This window comes from Symbiobacterium sp. (genome assembly GCF_040797425.1).
In the GTDB taxonomy this organism is placed as follows: domain Bacteria; phylum Bacillota; class Sulfobacillia; order Symbiobacteriales; family Symbiobacteriaceae; genus Symbiobacterium.
Window position 1 is genome coordinate 1 of the sequence record NZ_JBFNEH010000008.1, and the last position, 15,052, is coordinate 15,052.

Here is a 15,052-nt window from a genome sequence, read left to right on the forward strand (position 1 = left end):
GGTCACTGGTTCGATCCCAGTACCGCCCACCAAATTGCTGGCAGCGGCCCACACTGGCCGCTGTCAGGCTTTTCCGCGCAGAGCGAAGAACGCACACGGGAGGTCAGCACAAGATGGGGCAGAGCGAGAAGGCGCAGCCGCTGGTTGGAATCATCATGGGGAGTCGCTCCGACCTCGAAACCATGCAGGAGGCGGCCCACGTACTGGATCAGCTGGGCGTCCCCTACGAGATGAAGGTGGTCTCGGCCCACCGCACGCCCGATGCGATGTTCGCCTACGCCGAAGCGGCGGAGGAGCGCGGGCTGAAGGTTATCATCGCCGGGGCCGGCGGTGCGGCCCACCTGCCGGGCATGGTGGCTTCCAAGACCCTCCTGCCGGTGATCGGGGTCCCGGTTCAGACCTCCGCTCTGAACGGGCTCGACTCGCTGCTCTCCATCGTGCAGATGCCGGGCGGCGTGCCCGTGGCCACGCTCGCCATCGGCAAGGCCGGCGCCAAGAACGCCGGGCTCCTGGCGGCGCAGATCCTGGCGCTGCAGTACCCCGAGTTCCGGGCGGCGCTGGCCGAGTACCGGTCCTATCTGCGGCAACAGGTGGAGGAGAGCCAGCTATGATCCTGCCGGGCAGCGTGGTGGGCATCGTCGGCGGCGGCCAGCTGGCCCGTATGTCGGCCCTGGCGGCCCGGGCGATGGGCTATCGGGTCGCCGTGGCCGACCCGGACCCCGACTGCCCCGCCGCCCCCGTGGCCGACCGGGTGGTCGTGGGCGCCCTCAGCGACCCCGACGCCCTGCTGCCTCTCGCGGACGTGGCCGACGTGATCACCTACGAGTTCGAGAACATCAACCCCGCGGTCCTCGAGCGGCTGGCGGCGAAGCGGCCGGTCCACCCGCGGGTGGAGATCCTGCGCACGTGCCAGAACCGCATCACCGACAAGCGGGCCATGGAGCGGCTGGGAATCCCCGTCGCCCCCTGGCGCCCCGTGCATTCGGAGGCCGACCTCAGGGAGGCGATTGCCGCCGTCGGTCTGCCCGCGGTGCTGAAGACCGCCACCATGGGCTACGACGGCAAGGGGCAGGCCGTCGTCCACACGGCGGCAGAAGCGCTGGCCGCGTACGCCGCGCTCTCCCACCAGCCGCAGGCGCTGGCCGCTCAGCCGCAGGGCAGTGACGCGAGCGCCCGGCCGCTGGTGCTGGAAGGCTTCGTTCCCTTCCAGTGCGAACTCTCCGTGATCGTCGCCCGCAGTCCCTCCGGCCAGGTGGCAGCCTTCCCCGTCGCCGAGAACATTCACGAACTCAACATCCTCGCCTACTCCATCGTCCCGGCGCGGGTCCCTCCGGCCGTGCAGGACGCTGCCCGCAGCCTCGCCGTGCGCATCGCCGAGGGGCTCGGCCTGGTCGGGCTGCTGGGGGTGGAGATGTTCTGCCTGCCCGACGGGCGCCTGCTGGTGAACGAACTGGCCCCCCGCCCCCACAACTCCGGCCACTACACCCAGGACGCATGCCTCACGTCGCAGTTCGAACAGCACGTCCGTGCGGTCTGCAACCTGCCGCTGGGTGCGGTGGACCTGCTCAGCCCCGTCTGCATGGTGAACGTGATGGGCGAGGACTTCCCGCTCCACGTGGGCGCCGCCCTGGCCGACCCCCGCGTGAAACTGCATCTCTACGGCAAGCGGGAGGCCCGGCCGCACCGGAAAATGGGCCACCTGAACGCGCTCGCGGCCAGCGCCGACGAGGCCCTGGAGCGCGCCCGGGCTGCCAAGGCGGCCATCGCCGGGCGGCAGATAGCGCCGGTGGATCGGCAGCTGGTCATGGACTGGCAGGGGTTTCGAGAAGGGGAACACGGTGTAAGGGAGGAACAGGGATGTCGCGCGTGGCCCGGACCAAGCTTCTGATCCTGCTGGTGGTGATCGTCGTCGCGGGCGGCACGGTCGCCCTGGCCGTGGTGACGGACTTCGCCCTGCCAGTACTCCTCGGCGTACTGGCTTTGGCCCTCGCCATCCGCACGGTCCAGCGGCGCGTGCTGCGGGAGTTCTTCCAGGGCCGGCGCCTTCTGGCTGCCGGCCGGCCTGAGGAGGCCCTCGAGCTCTTCCGGCGCTGCCGCGCCCGCCTGCAGGCGGAGCCCTGGCGGCTCCGCTGGTTCGTGCGGGTGTCGCTCTATACGCCCAGCGCCGATGCGATGCTGCTGAACTACATCGGCTCGGCCCACCTGAGCGCCGGGCACCTGGACGAGGCCGAGCAGGCTTTCCGGGAAGCCCTGGCGCAGGATCCGCTCTTCGCGGTCCCCCACTACAACCGGGCGGTGCTCGCCGCCGTGCGGGGAGACCGCACCGCGGCGGAACGCCACCTCGCCGAGGCGGCGCGGCTGGGCTTCCCGGGCGGCGGCATGAACGATGTCACCCGGAGGGCGCAGGCGATCGCGGCCCGACTCCGCACGGCCCGGCCCGCGGCGGGTGGGCCGAAGCAATAGAGACGTCTGCGCGCGGTGCCAGGAGAAAAGCGATATCGACAAGAGGGGCGGTGCGCCATCTGCACCGCCCCTCGTTCCATGCCGGCCGGTCCATCCCGCCCGAGCAGAGTCCTTCCTGTCGCACCGCCGCGCCTCACGTGCACACGGCGCCCGCGCCCAGGTTCCTACTCGTACCGCAACGCCTCGATGGGGTCCATCCGGGCGGCCTTCACCGCGGGATACACGCCGAAGATCAGGCCGACCGCCGCGGAGAAGCCCAGTGCCAGCGTGATGGCGTACCAGTCGATGCTGAGAGGCGCCTGCAGGTACTTCGCCGCCAGCATCACCGGCCCCGCCGCTAGCCCGATCCCGATGGCCCCGCCGATCAGGCAGAGCGTGAGGGCCTCCACCAGGAACTGCATGAGGATGTCGCGCCGGCGGGCGCCGATGGCCTTGCGCAGGCCGATCTCCCGCGTCCGCTCGGTCACGGAGACCATCATGATGTTCATGATGCCCACGCCGCCCACGACCAGCGAGATGCCGGCGATGGCCGCCATCACGCGGGTGACGATGGAGAGCACCTCGTTGAAACCGCTCATGAAGTCCGTCCAGATGTGCGCCTCATACGCGGTTCCCGGGTAGACCTTCTCCATCACCTTTACGGCCAGGTCCTTGACCACCACCGGGTCGGCGCCGTCACGCACCCGCGCCGTCAGGTGATAGTAGCTGTTCTGCCCCGTGGCCCGGGTGATGTAGCTGCGGGGGATGTAGAAGTCGCCGCCCTCGCCGCCCAGCAACTGCGAGAGCATGCCCGTGTTGGGGGCGATCACGCCGATCACCCGGAAGGGGTAGCCGTTCAGCATCAGCTCGATCCCCAGGGGGTCGACGCCCTCGCCGAGCAGGTAGGACAGCCGGTTGGCCGAGACCACCATCACCCGGTCGCCCCGGCGGATCTCTTCCTCGGTGAACCAGCGGCCGGAGGAGAGCTGGATGTTCAGCAGCGACTGGGTGTCGGTGCCCGCGCCGCGAACATACTCCCACGTACTGTCGCGGTGGAAGGAAATCTGGACGCCCATGCCCACCTGCGGGTCGATCAGCTCGATTTCCGGCAACGCCTGCTTCAGGATCTCGATGTCTTCGTCGCGGAAGGAGCGCTGCTTGGCCATCTGCTGGCCGTCAGGCGTCCAGCCGCCGGTGGCGAGAAGCTGGAACACGCCGCCGTTCATCGCGTCCAGCTCAGCGGCCACCGCTTTCTGCGTGCCCCGCCCAATGGCGATGATGGCGATGACCGATCCCACGCCGATGATCAGCCCCAGCATCGTCAGGGCCGAGCGCAGCTTGTTGGCCCACAGGGCCGAGAGCGCGATGCTGAAGGTCTCCAGCAGGTTCATCGCTGTGCGCCTCCCGCCAGGAGGCCCACCGGGACCGTGATCGCCCGTGCCCGCCCGGGCATGCGCCTGCCGGCCCCGGCGGGGAACATGCCGCCCTCCATGCCGGGCATCACCTCGATGCGCACCTGGTCGCCATCCTGCAGGGTCTCGATCAGCCCAAACGGCGAGGTGATGATCATCTCACCCTCCTCCAGGCCCGAGATGACCTCGACCTCCATGTTCGTCACGAGACCGGTCTGGATCGGGCGCAGTTCGACCGTGTAGTCCTTCACCACCAGCACGAAGGCCTGGCCGGCTTCCTCCCGCACGGCCAGCAGCGGCACCACCATGACGTTCTCCTTGCGGGCGGTCTCGATGCGCATCTCCACCGACATACCGCTCTTCAGGCGGCCCTCGGGGTTATCCACCACACCCCGCACCTCGAAGGTCACGTTCTCCCCATAGTACATGCCGGGGTAGGACGGGTCCTGGCTCTGCTGGGTCTGCTGCGCCACGCCGGTGACCACGCCTTCGAAGCTGGCCAGCGGCAGAAGGGCGGAGGTCACCATGATGGTCTGCCCGGGCTCAAGGCTGTCCAGGTCTACCGCCTCCACCTGGCCCACCAGTTCCATCCGCTCCATGTCGCCCACCCGCACGATGACCATGCCCGCCTGGACGGGGTCACCGTTACTCACGCCCAGCGAGAGGACGGTGCCCGGCGCCGTCGCGACGATCCGGGTGGAGTCCAGATTGTTCCGCAGTTTCTCCAGGGTGGCCTGTGCGGCCTCCACCTCGGCCTGGGCCACCTCGATCTGGCCCATGTCAGGGCCGCGGCGCACGGCCTCCTCGGCCTCCTTCACCGCCACCTCGGCCAGCCGTACCTGAATCTCCAGGAGCCGAATCCGATTTTCCTCACTGTCCTCATCCTGTCCCTCCCCGGAGAGGAGAGACTCGAGTTCGGCCTCGGCCTGGGCCAGTGCGGAGGCCGTCTCACGGGCGGTCTCCTGGTTCTTCTCCACCGCCTGCCGGTAGGCCGCCTCGGCGTTCCGGTAGTTGCGCTCGGCCTCGGCGTCGCCCGGGTTGGCCAGGTAGGCGGCCTCAGCCGCGGCCAGTGCGGCGCGAGCCTGGTCGACCGCCTGCTGCGCCTGCGTCACCTGGTTCCGAAGCTGGTTGATCTTCTCGCGCACGGCCGCCACCTCGCTGCTTTCGCCGGTGCCGCCTCCCGCGCGCGCCTTCACCAGCTGGTTCTGGGCCTCAATCAGCTGCCGCCGCGCCTCCTCCAGCTGGCGCTCCAGCTGCAGCGGCGCGCTCTCGACGCTGCGCTGCAGCTCCTGCAGCCGCCGCTGCGCCTGCAGGAGATCGCGCTCCTTCGCCTTTACCTCTTCCAGCAGCTCCGTCGCGTCCAGTTCCGCCAGGACCTGCCCCTCCTCCACCTGCTGGCCGACCTCCACCAGCAGGGTCACCCTGGGGCTCGCCACGGCGGCCTTGTACTCTTGCAAGTTGCCCGCCCTCACCGTGCCGGGCGCGAAGACCTCCTGCACCAGCATCTGCCGGACCACGGGCTGCACCTGCACCACGGGCGCGCCCTCCGGACCCTCGGCCACGACGTCGGCGCTCGCGGGCGCGGCAAAGAACCGCTTGTAGCCGTACCACCCACCGGCGGCGACGGCCACGAGCACCAGAATGGTAATCGCCATCTTGCGCTTCTTCAAGGGGTTCACCTCGTTAAGCAAGCCTGTCATAGGTTAGACCGCTCGAACTTCCAAGTTGGTTCCACTTTCCTGCGCCTCCGCCCCGAAGACGCTCCGCCGGAACGCAAGAGGGCAGGACCCATTCGGGTTCCTGCCCCTGTTTGCCAGGCGTCCTGTCTACCGGGCGGTGCGCGACCGCAGGCGCTCCGGGAGGAGGTCGAGGGCCGCCATCTCGGCGAAACTCTGCCGCCGCACCACCAGGTCGGCCCGGCCGTCGCGCACGAAGACCACCGGGGGCGGGGGGAAGCGGTTGTAGTGCGAGGCCATGGAGAAATTGTAGGCGCCCGTAGCGAAGACGGCCAGCAGGTCGCCGGGCGCCACGTCGCCGGCGACGGCCACGTCCCGCAGCAGGACGTCGCCCGACTCGCAGTAACGGCCCACCACCGTGACCACCCGCGTGCGCGGGGAGTCGAGCTTGTTGGCCACCGCACACTCGTACTCCGCCTGGTACAGGGCCGGGCGGATGTTGTCGCCCATGCCGCCGTCCACCGCCAGGTAGGTCCGCACCCCCGGGATCTCCTTGATGCTGCCCACGGTGTAGAGCGTGGTGCCCGCTTCGGCGACGATGGACCGCCCCGGCTCGACGATGAGCCGCGGCAGGGGCAGCCCCCGCTCCGCCGCACCGGCGCGCACTGCGGCGCTGATGCACGCCACCAGCTCGGCCGGCGACGTGGGCCGGTCGCCCTCGACGTAGCGCACCCCCAGGCCGCCGCCCAGGCTCAGCTCCCGGGCGACGCTGCCCGTCTCGCTCCGGAAAGCGGCCATCAGGTCCAGCATGCGCTGGGCAGCGACGCGATACCCCTGCAGGTCGAAGATCTGCGACCCGATGTGGCAGTGGAACCCCATCAGCTCCACGTGAGGGAGTGCGAGCGCCTCCCGGGCCGCCGCGAGGGCGAGGCCCCCGGCGATGGGGATGCCGAACTTGGAGTCCAGCTGTCCCGTGCTGATGTACTCGTGCGTGTGGGCCTCCACCCCCGGCGTCACGCGCAGGAGAATGCGCACTCGCCGGCCCGCGCCGGCCGCGACGGCCTCCAGCAGGTGCAACTCGTGGGTCGAGTCCACCACAAGGCGGCCGACGCCCGCCTCCAGCGCCAGCCGGATCTCCTCCCCGCTCTTGTTGTTGCCGTGGAAGTAGGTGCGTTCCATCGGGAAGCCCGCCTGAAGCGCGGTCGCGATCTCACCGCCGGAGACCACGTCCAGCGCGAGCCCCTCCTGCTCGGCCAGCGCTACCATCGCCGTGCAGAGGAACGCCTTCGACGCATAGGCCACGTCGAAGTCAGGGTAATGCTCCCGGAAGCTCTCCACGTAGGCGCGGCAGTTCCGGCGGATCAGCGCCTCGTCCATGATGTAAAGCGGCGTGCCGAACTCCCTCGCCAGGTCGGCCACGTCGACCCCGCCCACCGCAAGGTGTCCCCGGGCATTGCGCGTTGCGGTTCCGTAGAAGTGCATGGCAAGTTCTCCCTCCGGAAGGCGGCCTGTACTGTGCTGTCCCTTAAATACTATTTACACTAACACCCCTGCGTTTTCGCTGTCAACGAACGCGCCTGCACGGAGGGCAAAGGGAAGCAGGGCCCGGACGCCCGTTGCGACCGGACCCATTACAGCTCCATCCCTGACCGCTCCAGAATCGCCTGGATCGCCCGCGTGGTGATCTCGCAGCCCTTCTCCAGGCCGTCGGCCCCGAGCATCTTGCCCGGATCGCCCACGCCGACGATGAGCGGTACGTCCAGCCAGTTGAGCACATCCACCGTGTCGCCCCGCAGGCGCTTGTGGCGGCGGGGCTGGCCGTCCTTGTCCACCGGGCCCGGCCAGATGCGGCCCTGGCTGTCGACCGAGAGGTCCACCTTGACGCCGCGGGCCCGGCTCGTGTGCGAGGCCACGGCCACGACGCCCAGCACGCGGATCTCCGGGTGGCGGCAGATGTAAGCCAATGCCTCCTCGCCCGGGCCCATGCCGGGATCGCCCCGGTCGTCGACCATCACCAGCACGGGGTCATGCGCGGCCTGTTTGATCAGCTCCACGAGTTCCGGGCCGGTAAAGGGCGTCGGGTTCCCGGCGGAGGCGGAGATGCATCGCATACCCAGGCGGCGGGCGGCCAGTTCGGCCGCCTGCCGGGCCACGTCGTCGCCGTCGGTCAGCAGGATCACACGGACCGGGGTCTCCAGGCGCACTCACCCCCGGCAAGGACCAGCGTGGCCCCCGACGGCGCCGGCCGCGGCCGTGCCGCGTACCAGCGCCAGGTGCTGACCGCGCCGGCCAGCAAGAGCAGGCCGATGATGAGCAGTCCCCAGCGCAGCCGCCGCTCCGGTCCCGTGTTGAGCGTCATCCACCCCACCCCTGGGAGTAGCATGCCCAACGCGGCCGCGCCGATTTCAGCCCTTTTCGAAGCGACCGCCGTCACCGGGTGGCGTTCACGTAGTTCCGGATCCGCTCCAGGGCCCGCCGTTCCAGGCGCGAAACCTGGACCTGGCTGCAGCCGAGGATCGAGGCGACCTCCGTCTGCGTCTTGTCGCGGAAGAACCGGAGCAGGATAACGGTGCGTTCCCGCTCGTCCAGCTGCTTCAGTCCCTCCCGGAGGGCGACGCGGTCGAGCCACAGGCCTTCCCGCTGGTCATCCGCCGCGGCCAACTGGTCCAGCAGGTAAATGGGGTCGCCGTTCCCCTCGTGCACCGTCTGGTGGATTGAAGCGGGTGTGCGGACACCGTCCAGCGCCGCCACCACCTCTTCCGGCGGCACCCCCAGTTCCGCCGCCACCTCGTGGACGGTCGGGTCCCGCTGCAGCTCGTTCGCCAGCTGCTCCCGGACGCGGCGGGCCTGCACCGCCAGCTGCTTCAGGCTCCGGCTCACCCGCATCGGGCCGTCGTCCCTGAGGTGGCGCCGGATCTCGCCCATGATCAAGGGCACCGCATAGGTGCTGAAGCGCACGTCGTAGTTCAGGTCGAACCGGTCGATGGCCTTCAGGAGGCCGATGCAGCCGATCTGGAAGAGGTCCTCCGGGTCGGCCCCCGAGGCGCTGAAACGCGCCACGAGCGACCGCACCAGCCGGAGGTTCTCCTCCACCAGCCGGTCCCGGGCCTCCTTGTCGCCGGCCCGGGCCCGCGCCAGCAGCTTCCGGACCTCGTCGTCGGGCCACCCGCGCTCCTCCAGCGTCTCCCCACGAGCCATGGCTGATCAGCCACCCTTGACGGAAGCCGCGCTCTTGGCCGCCGGCCGCTTGGTCATGGTGACGCGCGTGCCCCGGCCGACCTCCGACTCGACCCGCACCTCGTCCATGTGCGCCTCCATGAAGCAGAAGCCCAGGCCCATGCGCTCGGGGTCCGACGTGACCGCGGCCTGCCGGGCCAGCTCCACGTCCTCGATGCCGCGGCCCCGGTCGGCCACGACGATCTCCAGAACCCCGTCGCTCAGGGTCGCCTCCAGGCGCACCATCTGCCCGGCGTCGCCCCGGTAGCCGTGGACGATCGCGTTGGTGACGGCCTCCGACACGGCCAGCTTCACCTCGTCCACCTCGGCGACGGTGAACTCCCCCTGCGCTGCGACCATGGCCGCCATCAGGCGCGCGACGCCCACGTTCTCCGGTATGGCGGCCAGTTCCACGATGACCCGGTTGCGTGCGACCACAAGCTGCCCCCCTCTCGCGAGCCCAGCCGCCTAGCCGGCGGCAAGCGCCTCCTGCTCGGACTTGAACTCGTCCATCGTGCGGAAGATGCCCGACAGCTCCAGCGCCGGCCTCACCTGCGGCGGCACGCCGATGATGCCCATGCGGCCGCCCTCGCGGCTGATGCGCCGGTACCGGCCCAGCATTGACCCCAGGAAGGCGCTGTCGACGAAGGTGACGCGCTCCAGGTTGACGTACACGCGGCGGACCGGTCGGCGATCCAGAACTTCCTCCACCGTCTCCTTGAACCGGGCGGCGGCCACCATGTCCAGCTCGCCGGCGAGCCGCACGATCAGGCTCTGCCCCACCAGCTCGTACTCCATCGCCGACATGGCGAGTCTCTCCCTTCACTCCGTTCTGCTCGGCGCCGCGCGGGCGCACCTCGGCCCCTCAAATTCTTTGCCATGCCTGCCAGTTCCTGCCGTTCTATCCATATATTCTGTCAACAAGATTCGACAGAATACGCGAAACGGCCCGCCCGGCACGTGCCGGCGGGCCTTCCCGGTCCACTCACTCGAAGCTGAAGATGCCGCGCACCGAATGCACGATGGTCTGCCACAGGTTGGCCTTGCCCACGGCCACGGGTGAGACCAGGTCCATCCGGCCGACCACCTCTCCGTCCAGGGTGGCCACGATCTCGCCCACGGTCTGTCCCTCCCTGAGCGGCGCCGCCACCTGCCGGGGCAGCTTCACCTCCCACTTTACTTTCTCCTGCGAGCCCTTGGGGACACTCACGCCGAAGGCCGACCGCGGCACGGGCTCAACGGAGGCCACGGAGCCCCGCACCACGCGCACCGGACCGAACTTCTTCCCGGCCGGTGCGATCTCCACCGCGGCGTAGTTGGCGAAGCCGTAGTCCAGGAGCCGGGCCACCTCGATGTTCCGCTGCTTGGCGCTCTCGGACCCCATCACCACCGCGATCATGCGGGTCCCCCCCTGCACCGCCGTCGCGGCCAGGCAGTAGCCCGCGGCCTGGGTCCAGCCGGTCTTCAGGCCGTCCGCCCCCTTGTACCAGGTGAGCAGTTTGTTGTTGTTCCAGAGCTGGAACTTGGGGCCGTTCTTCCGCCACGGCACGTTCAGCTCGGCGCCGTAGATGGCGGTCAGCTTTACCAGTTCCGGGTAGTTGAGCACCGCGTACCGGCTCATCAGGGCGATGTCGTAGGCGGTGGTCAGGTGCCCCTCCGCGGTGAGGCCGGTCGGGTTGACAAAGTGGGTGTTCTTCATGCCCAGCTCCTGGGCTTTCTTGTTCATGAGGGCGACGAAGGCCTCCGTCGAGCCCGCCACGTGCTCGGCCACGGCGACGGCCGCGTCGTTGGCGGAGCCCACCGCAACGGAGAGCAGCAGCTCCTCAAAGGTGAACGTCTCCCCCACGTCGGCGAAGATGGTGGTCCCGGGCTGCCGCTTCGCCTCCTCGGAGATGGTAACGGGATCCTTCAGCTTCACCTTCCCGTCCCGCAGCGCGTCGAAGGCGACGATGAGCGTCATGATCTTGGTGACGCTCGCCGGATGGCGCTTCTCGTGGGCGTTCTTCTCATAAATCACCCGCCCGCTCAGCGGCTCCATCAGCACCGCGGAAGGCGCCGTGATCTTCACGGGGTCGTTGGGCCCGGCGTCAGCAGGGGATGCGGCGGCCTGCTCGGCCTCGTCGGCGCCGGGGGTCTCCGTGGTGCGCAGCAGGTGGTCGCCGTCCTCCGCGCCGATCGCGGGCGGCCAGCGCTCGCCCTCCGCCCGGGCCGGGCCGGCCGAAGCGAGGATCAGGATGGCGCAGAACAGCGCCGTGGTGCGGCGCACGCAGTTCCTCCACATTTCTCACTTGCCTCCTCGCACAGACTCTGCAGGTAGTCTGCCCCCAGCGCGCCCATACTTGCGCAGACAGAGGCCGAATCCGGCCCGTCCGGCCGGTCGTCCGAAATTTGTAGTAGACTTTTGCGAAAAGTGGAGTGAGGTGCCCGTTGTCCACCACACCCGCGATCCTGCTGGAGAACCTCACGAAGAACTACGAAAACGTCCCTGCGGTGCAGGGACTGAACCTGGCCGTGCAGCCCGGGGAAATCTTCGGCTTCCTGGGGCCCAACGGAGCGGGCAAGACGACGACAATGAAGATGATGGTGGGCCTGCTGCCGCCCACGTCCGGGCGCGTGCTCATCCGCGGGTGGGACGTGTGGCGCTCTCCCAGGGAGGCCAAGCGGACCATCGGCTACGTGCCGGACACCCCGATCCTCCACGAGTTGCTCACGGCCCGGGAGTTCCTCTGGTTCATGGCCGACCTCTACGGCCTCTCCCGCGCCGAGGGCAAGTCCCGGACGGAGGAGCTGCTGGCGCTCATGGGCCTCACCGCCCACGCCGACCGCCTGATCCGCGACTTCTCCCTCGGGATGAAGCGGAAGATGGCCATCGCCACGGCCCTGTTGCACCGCCCACAGGTCCTGCTGCTGGACGAGGTGACCAACGGCCTCGACGCCCGGGCCGCCCGCGAGGTGAAGGACCTCGTGAAGGCCTGGGCCCGGGAAGGGGTGGCCGTGGTGCTCACCACGCACATCCTGTCGGTGGCGGAGGAACTGGCAGACCGCATCGGGCTCATCCACAAGGGCCGGCTCATCGCCCAGGGCACGGTGGTCGAACTCGCCCGCCAGGCCGGCCGCCCGGGCGCCAACCTGGAGGAGAGCTTCCTCGCCCTTACCGAGGGCGAGCGGCCTGCGGAGGCGGAGACGCCATGAGCGGGCTCCTCACGCTCTCGCTCGCCATCGCCCGCTCGGGCTGGCGGGCGACGTGGAACCGCATGTTCCGCTTCTCCCGCATGAAGGCGGGCCTGATCTGGCTGGCCCTGCAGGGGTTCTTCGCTCTGGTCGTCGCCCGCCGCGCCCCGGCAGTGGCGGAAGACGCCGCCCAGGCGGGCCTTGTGGGCGCCCTCGCCCTCATGGCGGCGCAGATGGGCTGGTTCGGCCTGATGAACGGCTTCTCCAGGGGGCAGATGCGGCTCTACCAGGGCCTGCTCGTGCCTCTGTTTCAGATCACACCCGCCCGGCCCCTGGCCTTCGTGGTGGGGCGCGTGATCGAGGCGGTTCCGGGCCGGGCCTGGACCACCCTGCTCTGGGCCTGGGCCTACTCTGCGGTCATCCCTCCGCAGGGCCGGTGGACGGCCCTGGCGCTGCTCTGGCTGACCGGCCTCACGGCGGGGATGGCAGCCCACCTGGCGGGCCTGCTGCTCCTTACCTTCTGGAGCCGCTTCCACCCCCGCACCATGCGCCACGGCAACACGCTCTTCGCCGTGCTCACCATGGCCTTGCTGACGGCGGCCATCATCTACCTCGGCACGGGCGGCACCGCCACCGAACTGGCCCTCGTCATGCGGGAGTCCCGCCGCACCGTGATGGCCGCGGTGACCCTGGTGGCCGGCATCCCGGGCCTCGCGCTGGCCGGGGCGCTCCTGGTGCGGCCCCACTGGCTGGAGGAGCACTACCGGATTGGCCTCTACCGGGTGCTGGAACTGGGCGAGCAGGACACCGACCGCCCCGGGCGCTCCTACTGGCTGCCGCTCGGCGACGGCGGGCTCAGGGCCGTGCTCTCCCGGGAATGGCTCCAGATGGCCCGGTCCAAGATGGTCCGGACGCAGCTGCTCATCTTCGTCGCCGGCGTGGTGGGCGTCTTCGTCGCCGGGCGGGGCGTGGCGGACGCCCCCATGGAGCGGCTGGTGGGCTCGGTCGGGGCGCTCTCGGTCCTGGCCTGGTTCAACGCTTTCGGCCACTTCGTGTCCCGGGTCTTCCAGAGCGAGCGGGTCACGGTGGCCCTCTACCGCCTGGCCGCCGTGCCCACCCCCCGGCTCGTCGTGGCGAAGCTGATCGCAGTGGCGGTGCCGTCGGGCCTTCTGGTGGCGGTCGCCACGGCCGTGGGGAGCCTGGCCGCCCGCCTACCCCCCGCCGGGGCCCTGGAACTGCTCCTCTGGACGGAGCTGGCGCTTCTGGGCGGCGTGGCGGGCGGCTTCGGCGTGGCGGCGGCCTTCGCCAACCAGGAGCCGGAGGAGCCCGAGGCGCCCGGCGCCCCACGGGTCGAGCAGGGAGGCTCGGCCCTGGCCCAGGCGGGTATGTGGTCCCCGCTGGCGCGGACCCTGGGCCTCACCCTTTCCACCGCCCTGCCCCTCTGGGCCGCGGCCGGGCGGCCCTGGTTGCCCGTGCCGGCCCCGCTCGCCTGGACCCTCGCCCTCGGCCTGCCCGCCGCCCTGCTGGTGGGCGGCGTCGGCGTGATGCTGCGCACGTGGCGGGGGTGAGGCAGCAGTCTCAGATGCGTGCGGGGGGCGCACCGGAGTGCGCCCCCCGCTTCATCACGCTGCCCCCGCCGGCACCATCGTCTTGCCGTACGGCACCTGCACCAGCCGGTCCGCCAGCACGATGAACAGGTGGTCTCGCCCGAGCCAGATGTTGCGCACGTCACCGCCCACCTCCCACACCGTCTCCGCGCCGGTCAGGTGGTTCCGGGCGCTCCCCCCAAGTTCTGGGTGCACACAAGCTCGCGGGTTACGCCAGAATCTCCTTCGCAAAGCTCTCGCCGTAGCCCGTGCCGGGCACGCCCAGCAGGTCGGCCACGGTGGCCCCCAGGTCGGCCAGGGAGGCGCGGGTGCCCACGTAGGCCCCCGGCCGGATCGGCTGGCCGTAGAGCAGCACGGGCACGTACTCCCGGGTGTGGTCGGTGCCGTGGTGCGTCGGGTCGTTGCCGTGGTCGGCGGTCACCACCAGCACGTCCCGCGGGCCCAGCTTCGCCATGAGACCCGGCAGGGCTTCGTCGAACTCGATCAAGGCCTGCGCGTACCCCTCCACGTTCCGCCGGTGGCCGTAGAGCATGTCGAAGTCGACCAGGTTGGCGAAGATGAGCCCCGGCTCGTGCCGGTCCATGCACTCGTGGATCATGCGGATGCCGTCGGCGTTGGACTTGGTGTGCTCGCCCCAGGTGATGCCGTGGCCCGAGAAGATGTCGCCGATCTTCCCCACCGCCAAAACGGCGTACCCGGCGTCCTTCACCTCATCCAGCAGCATCCGCGGCGGCTCCAGGGCGTAGTCGCGCCGGTTGGCCGTGCGGGTGAAGTCTGAGGCGTTCGTGCCCACGAACGGCCGGGCGATCACCCGGCCCACCCGGTGGGGCGGCTGCAGGAGTTCCCGGGCCACCTCGCAGACGTGGTAGAGCCGGTCGAGCCCGAAGCGCTCCTCGTGGGCCGCCACCTGGAAGACCGAATCGGCGCTGGTGTAGACGATGGGATAGCCGGTGCGGAGGTGCTCCTCGCCCAGCTCCTTGATGATCTCGGTGCCCGAGGCCACCTTGTTGCCCAGCACCCCGGGCACGCCCGCCCGGCGGCAGAACTCCGCAATCAGGTCGGGCGGGAAGCCGTCGGGATACGTACGGAACGGCGCCTCCGGCCGGATGCCCACCATCTCCCAGTGGCCGGTCATCGTGTCCTTCCCCTGGGAGGCGATGGCCATGCGGCCGTACGCCCCGGCCGGCCGGTCGACCGGCGGCGTGCCCACGATCTCCGTCAGGTTGCCCAGGCCCAGCCGGCCCAGGTTGGGCAGCGGCAAGCCGCCGCGCTTTCGCGCCATGTTGCCCACGGTGTTCGCGCCGGCGTCGCCCCATTCGGCGGCGTCGGGCATCGCACCGATCCCCACGCTGTCGATGACGATCAGTACCACGCGCTCGATGTTTGCCATGTCCCTTGCTCCTTTATCTGGACTCTACGGTCCCAATATAGCACCTTGGCGAGACATGGAAAAGGCAGGCCGCCTCTTGGGCAGCCCGCCGGTCCCGTCGACAGGGGGCCCCACCCCGGGGCGCACGGGCCCGGGGCG

15 protein-coding genes are annotated in these 15,052 nt (G+C 70.0%); 5 read left to right on the forward strand and 10 right to left on the reverse strand.

Annotated elements, in window-relative coordinates; translation table 11 throughout:
• The first annotated feature begins 113 nt into the window (after window positions 1–113).
• From purE to AB2385_RS04000, 3 genes are read left to right on the forward strand one after another with little or no spacing between them, the layout of a single operon-like run.
• On the forward strand, window positions 114–611 hold the full coding sequence (purE, locus tag AB2385_RS03990; protein WP_367653640.1) for a 5-(carboxyamino)imidazole ribonucleotide mutase: 498 nt from the start codon (window positions 114–116) through the stop codon (window positions 609–611).
• Window positions 608–1,888 (forward strand): 5-(carboxyamino)imidazole ribonucleotide synthase, encoded by a 1,281-nt coding sequence (locus AB2385_RS03995; RefSeq protein ID WP_367653641.1) that lies wholly within the window; start codon window positions 608–610, stop codon window positions 1,886–1,888. The genes purE and AB2385_RS03995 overlap by 4 nt, the downstream gene beginning before the upstream one ends.
• Window positions 1,858–2,463 (forward strand): tetratricopeptide repeat protein, encoded by a 606-nt coding sequence (locus AB2385_RS04000; RefSeq protein WP_367653642.1) that lies wholly within the window; start codon window positions 1,858–1,860, stop codon window positions 2,461–2,463. The genes AB2385_RS03995 and AB2385_RS04000 overlap by 31 nt, the downstream gene beginning before the upstream one ends.
• A gap of 164 nt (window positions 2,464–2,627) precedes the next feature.
• Here the strand turns inward: AB2385_RS04000 and AB2385_RS04005 are convergent, their stop codons facing one another.
• The 9 genes from AB2385_RS04005 to AB2385_RS04045 form a co-directional block, all read right to left on the reverse strand.
• Window positions 2,628–3,833, reverse strand: coding sequence for an ABC transporter permease (locus tag AB2385_RS04005; RefSeq protein WP_367653643.1), 1,206 nt, complete (start codon window positions 3,831–3,833; stop codon window positions 2,628–2,630).
• Entirely contained in the window at window positions 3,830–5,524 is a 1,695-nt protein-coding gene (locus tag AB2385_RS04010) for an efflux RND transporter periplasmic adaptor subunit (protein ID WP_367653644.1), read from the reverse strand. Before AB2385_RS04010 ends, AB2385_RS04005 begins: the two co-directional genes overlap by 4 nt.
• Before the next feature lie 156 nt (window positions 5,525–5,680).
• The gene (lysA, locus tag AB2385_RS04015) at window positions 5,681–7,012 is read right to left on the reverse strand and encodes a diaminopimelate decarboxylase (protein ID WP_367653645.1); all 1,332 of its coding nucleotides are present in this window, start codon (window positions 7,010–7,012) and stop codon (window positions 5,681–5,683) included.
• Between the two features lie 149 nt (window positions 7,013–7,161).
• Window positions 7,162–7,710 (reverse strand): stage V sporulation protein AE, encoded by a 549-nt coding sequence (locus AB2385_RS04020; protein ID WP_367653646.1) that lies wholly within the window; start codon window positions 7,708–7,710, stop codon window positions 7,162–7,164.
• Window positions 7,707–7,889 carry a hypothetical protein gene (locus tag AB2385_RS04025; protein ID WP_367653647.1) on the reverse strand — a complete coding sequence of 61 codons (183 nt, stop codon included), beginning with the start codon at window positions 7,887–7,889 and terminating at the stop codon, window positions 7,707–7,709. The genes AB2385_RS04020 and AB2385_RS04025 overlap by 4 nt, the downstream gene beginning before the upstream one ends.
• A gap of 71 nt (window positions 7,890–7,960) precedes the next feature.
• Window positions 7,961–8,728 carry an RNA polymerase sporulation sigma factor SigF gene (gene sigF, locus AB2385_RS04030; RefSeq protein ID WP_367653648.1) on the reverse strand — a complete coding sequence of 256 codons (768 nt, stop codon included), beginning with the start codon at window positions 8,726–8,728 and terminating at the stop codon, window positions 7,961–7,963.
• Window positions 8,729–8,734: 6 nt separating this feature from the next.
• On the reverse strand, window positions 8,735–9,184 hold the full coding sequence (gene spoIIAB / locus AB2385_RS04035; RefSeq protein WP_367653649.1) for an anti-sigma F factor: 450 nt from the start codon (window positions 9,182–9,184) through the stop codon (window positions 8,735–8,737).
• A gap of 30 nt (window positions 9,185–9,214) precedes the next feature.
• Complete coding sequence (spoIIAA, locus tag AB2385_RS04040; RefSeq protein ID WP_367653651.1) at window positions 9,215–9,553, reverse strand: anti-sigma F factor antagonist; 339 nt, start codon at window positions 9,551–9,553, stop codon at window positions 9,215–9,217.
• Between the two features lie 178 nt (window positions 9,554–9,731).
• The gene (locus AB2385_RS04045; protein ID WP_367653652.1) at window positions 9,732–11,027 is read right to left on the reverse strand and encodes a D-alanyl-D-alanine carboxypeptidase family protein; all 1,296 of its coding nucleotides are present in this window, start codon (window positions 11,025–11,027) and stop codon (window positions 9,732–9,734) included.
• Between the two features lie 146 nt (window positions 11,028–11,173).
• Between AB2385_RS04045 and AB2385_RS04050 the strand changes: the two genes are divergently transcribed.
• A complete protein-coding gene (locus tag AB2385_RS04050) occupies window positions 11,174–11,938 on the forward strand; it encodes an ABC transporter ATP-binding protein (protein WP_367653653.1) in 765 nt (254 codons plus the stop codon).
• Window positions 11,935–13,485 carry a hypothetical protein gene (locus AB2385_RS04055; protein WP_367653654.1) on the forward strand — a complete coding sequence of 517 codons (1,551 nt, stop codon included), beginning with the start codon at window positions 11,935–11,937 and terminating at the stop codon, window positions 13,483–13,485. The genes AB2385_RS04050 and AB2385_RS04055 overlap by 4 nt, the downstream gene beginning before the upstream one ends.
• Before the next feature lie 247 nt (window positions 13,486–13,732).
• On the opposite strand, the gene AB2385_RS04060 is transcribed toward AB2385_RS04055, so the two are convergent.
• Window positions 13,733–14,905, reverse strand: coding sequence for a phosphopentomutase (locus tag AB2385_RS04060; RefSeq protein ID WP_367653729.1), 1,173 nt, complete (start codon window positions 14,903–14,905; stop codon window positions 13,733–13,735).
• Window positions 14,906–15,052: the final 147 nt, after the last annotated feature.

Excerpts from the sequence above, each read along its gene's own strand:
- purE (WP_367653640.1), top strand. The coding sequence starts at position 114 with ATGGGGCAGAGCGAGAAGGCGCAGCCGCTGGTTGGAATCATCATGGGG.
- AB2385_RS04055 (WP_367653654.1), top strand. The coding sequence starts at position 11,935 with ATGAGCGGGCTCCTCACGCTCTCGCTCGCCATCGCCCGCTCGGGCTGG.
- AB2385_RS03995 (WP_367653641.1), top strand. The coding sequence starts at position 608 with ATGATCCTGCCGGGCAGCGTGGTGGGCATCGTCGGCGGCGGCCAGCTG.
- sigF (WP_367653648.1), bottom strand. The coding sequence starts at position 8,728 with ATGGCTCGTGGGGAGACGCTGGAGGAGCGCGGGTGGCCCGACGACGAG.
- AB2385_RS04000 (WP_367653642.1), top strand. The coding sequence starts at position 1,858 with ATGTCGCGCGTGGCCCGGACCAAGCTTCTGATCCTGCTGGTGGTGATC.
- AB2385_RS04025 (WP_367653647.1), bottom strand. The coding sequence starts at position 7,889 with ATGACGCTCAACACGGGACCGGAGCGGCGGCTGCGCTGGGGACTGCTC.
- lysA (WP_367653645.1), bottom strand. The coding sequence starts at position 7,012 with ATGCACTTCTACGGAACCGCAACGCGCAATGCCCGGGGACACCTTGCG.
- AB2385_RS04005 (WP_367653643.1), bottom strand. The coding sequence starts at position 3,833 with ATGAACCTGCTGGAGACCTTCAGCATCGCGCTCTCGGCCCTGTGGGCC.
- spoIIAA (WP_367653651.1), bottom strand. The coding sequence starts at position 9,553 with ATGTCGGCGATGGAGTACGAGCTGGTGGGGCAGAGCCTGATCGTGCGG.
- AB2385_RS04045 (WP_367653652.1), bottom strand. The coding sequence starts at position 11,027 with ATGTGGAGGAACTGCGTGCGCCGCACCACGGCGCTGTTCTGCGCCATC.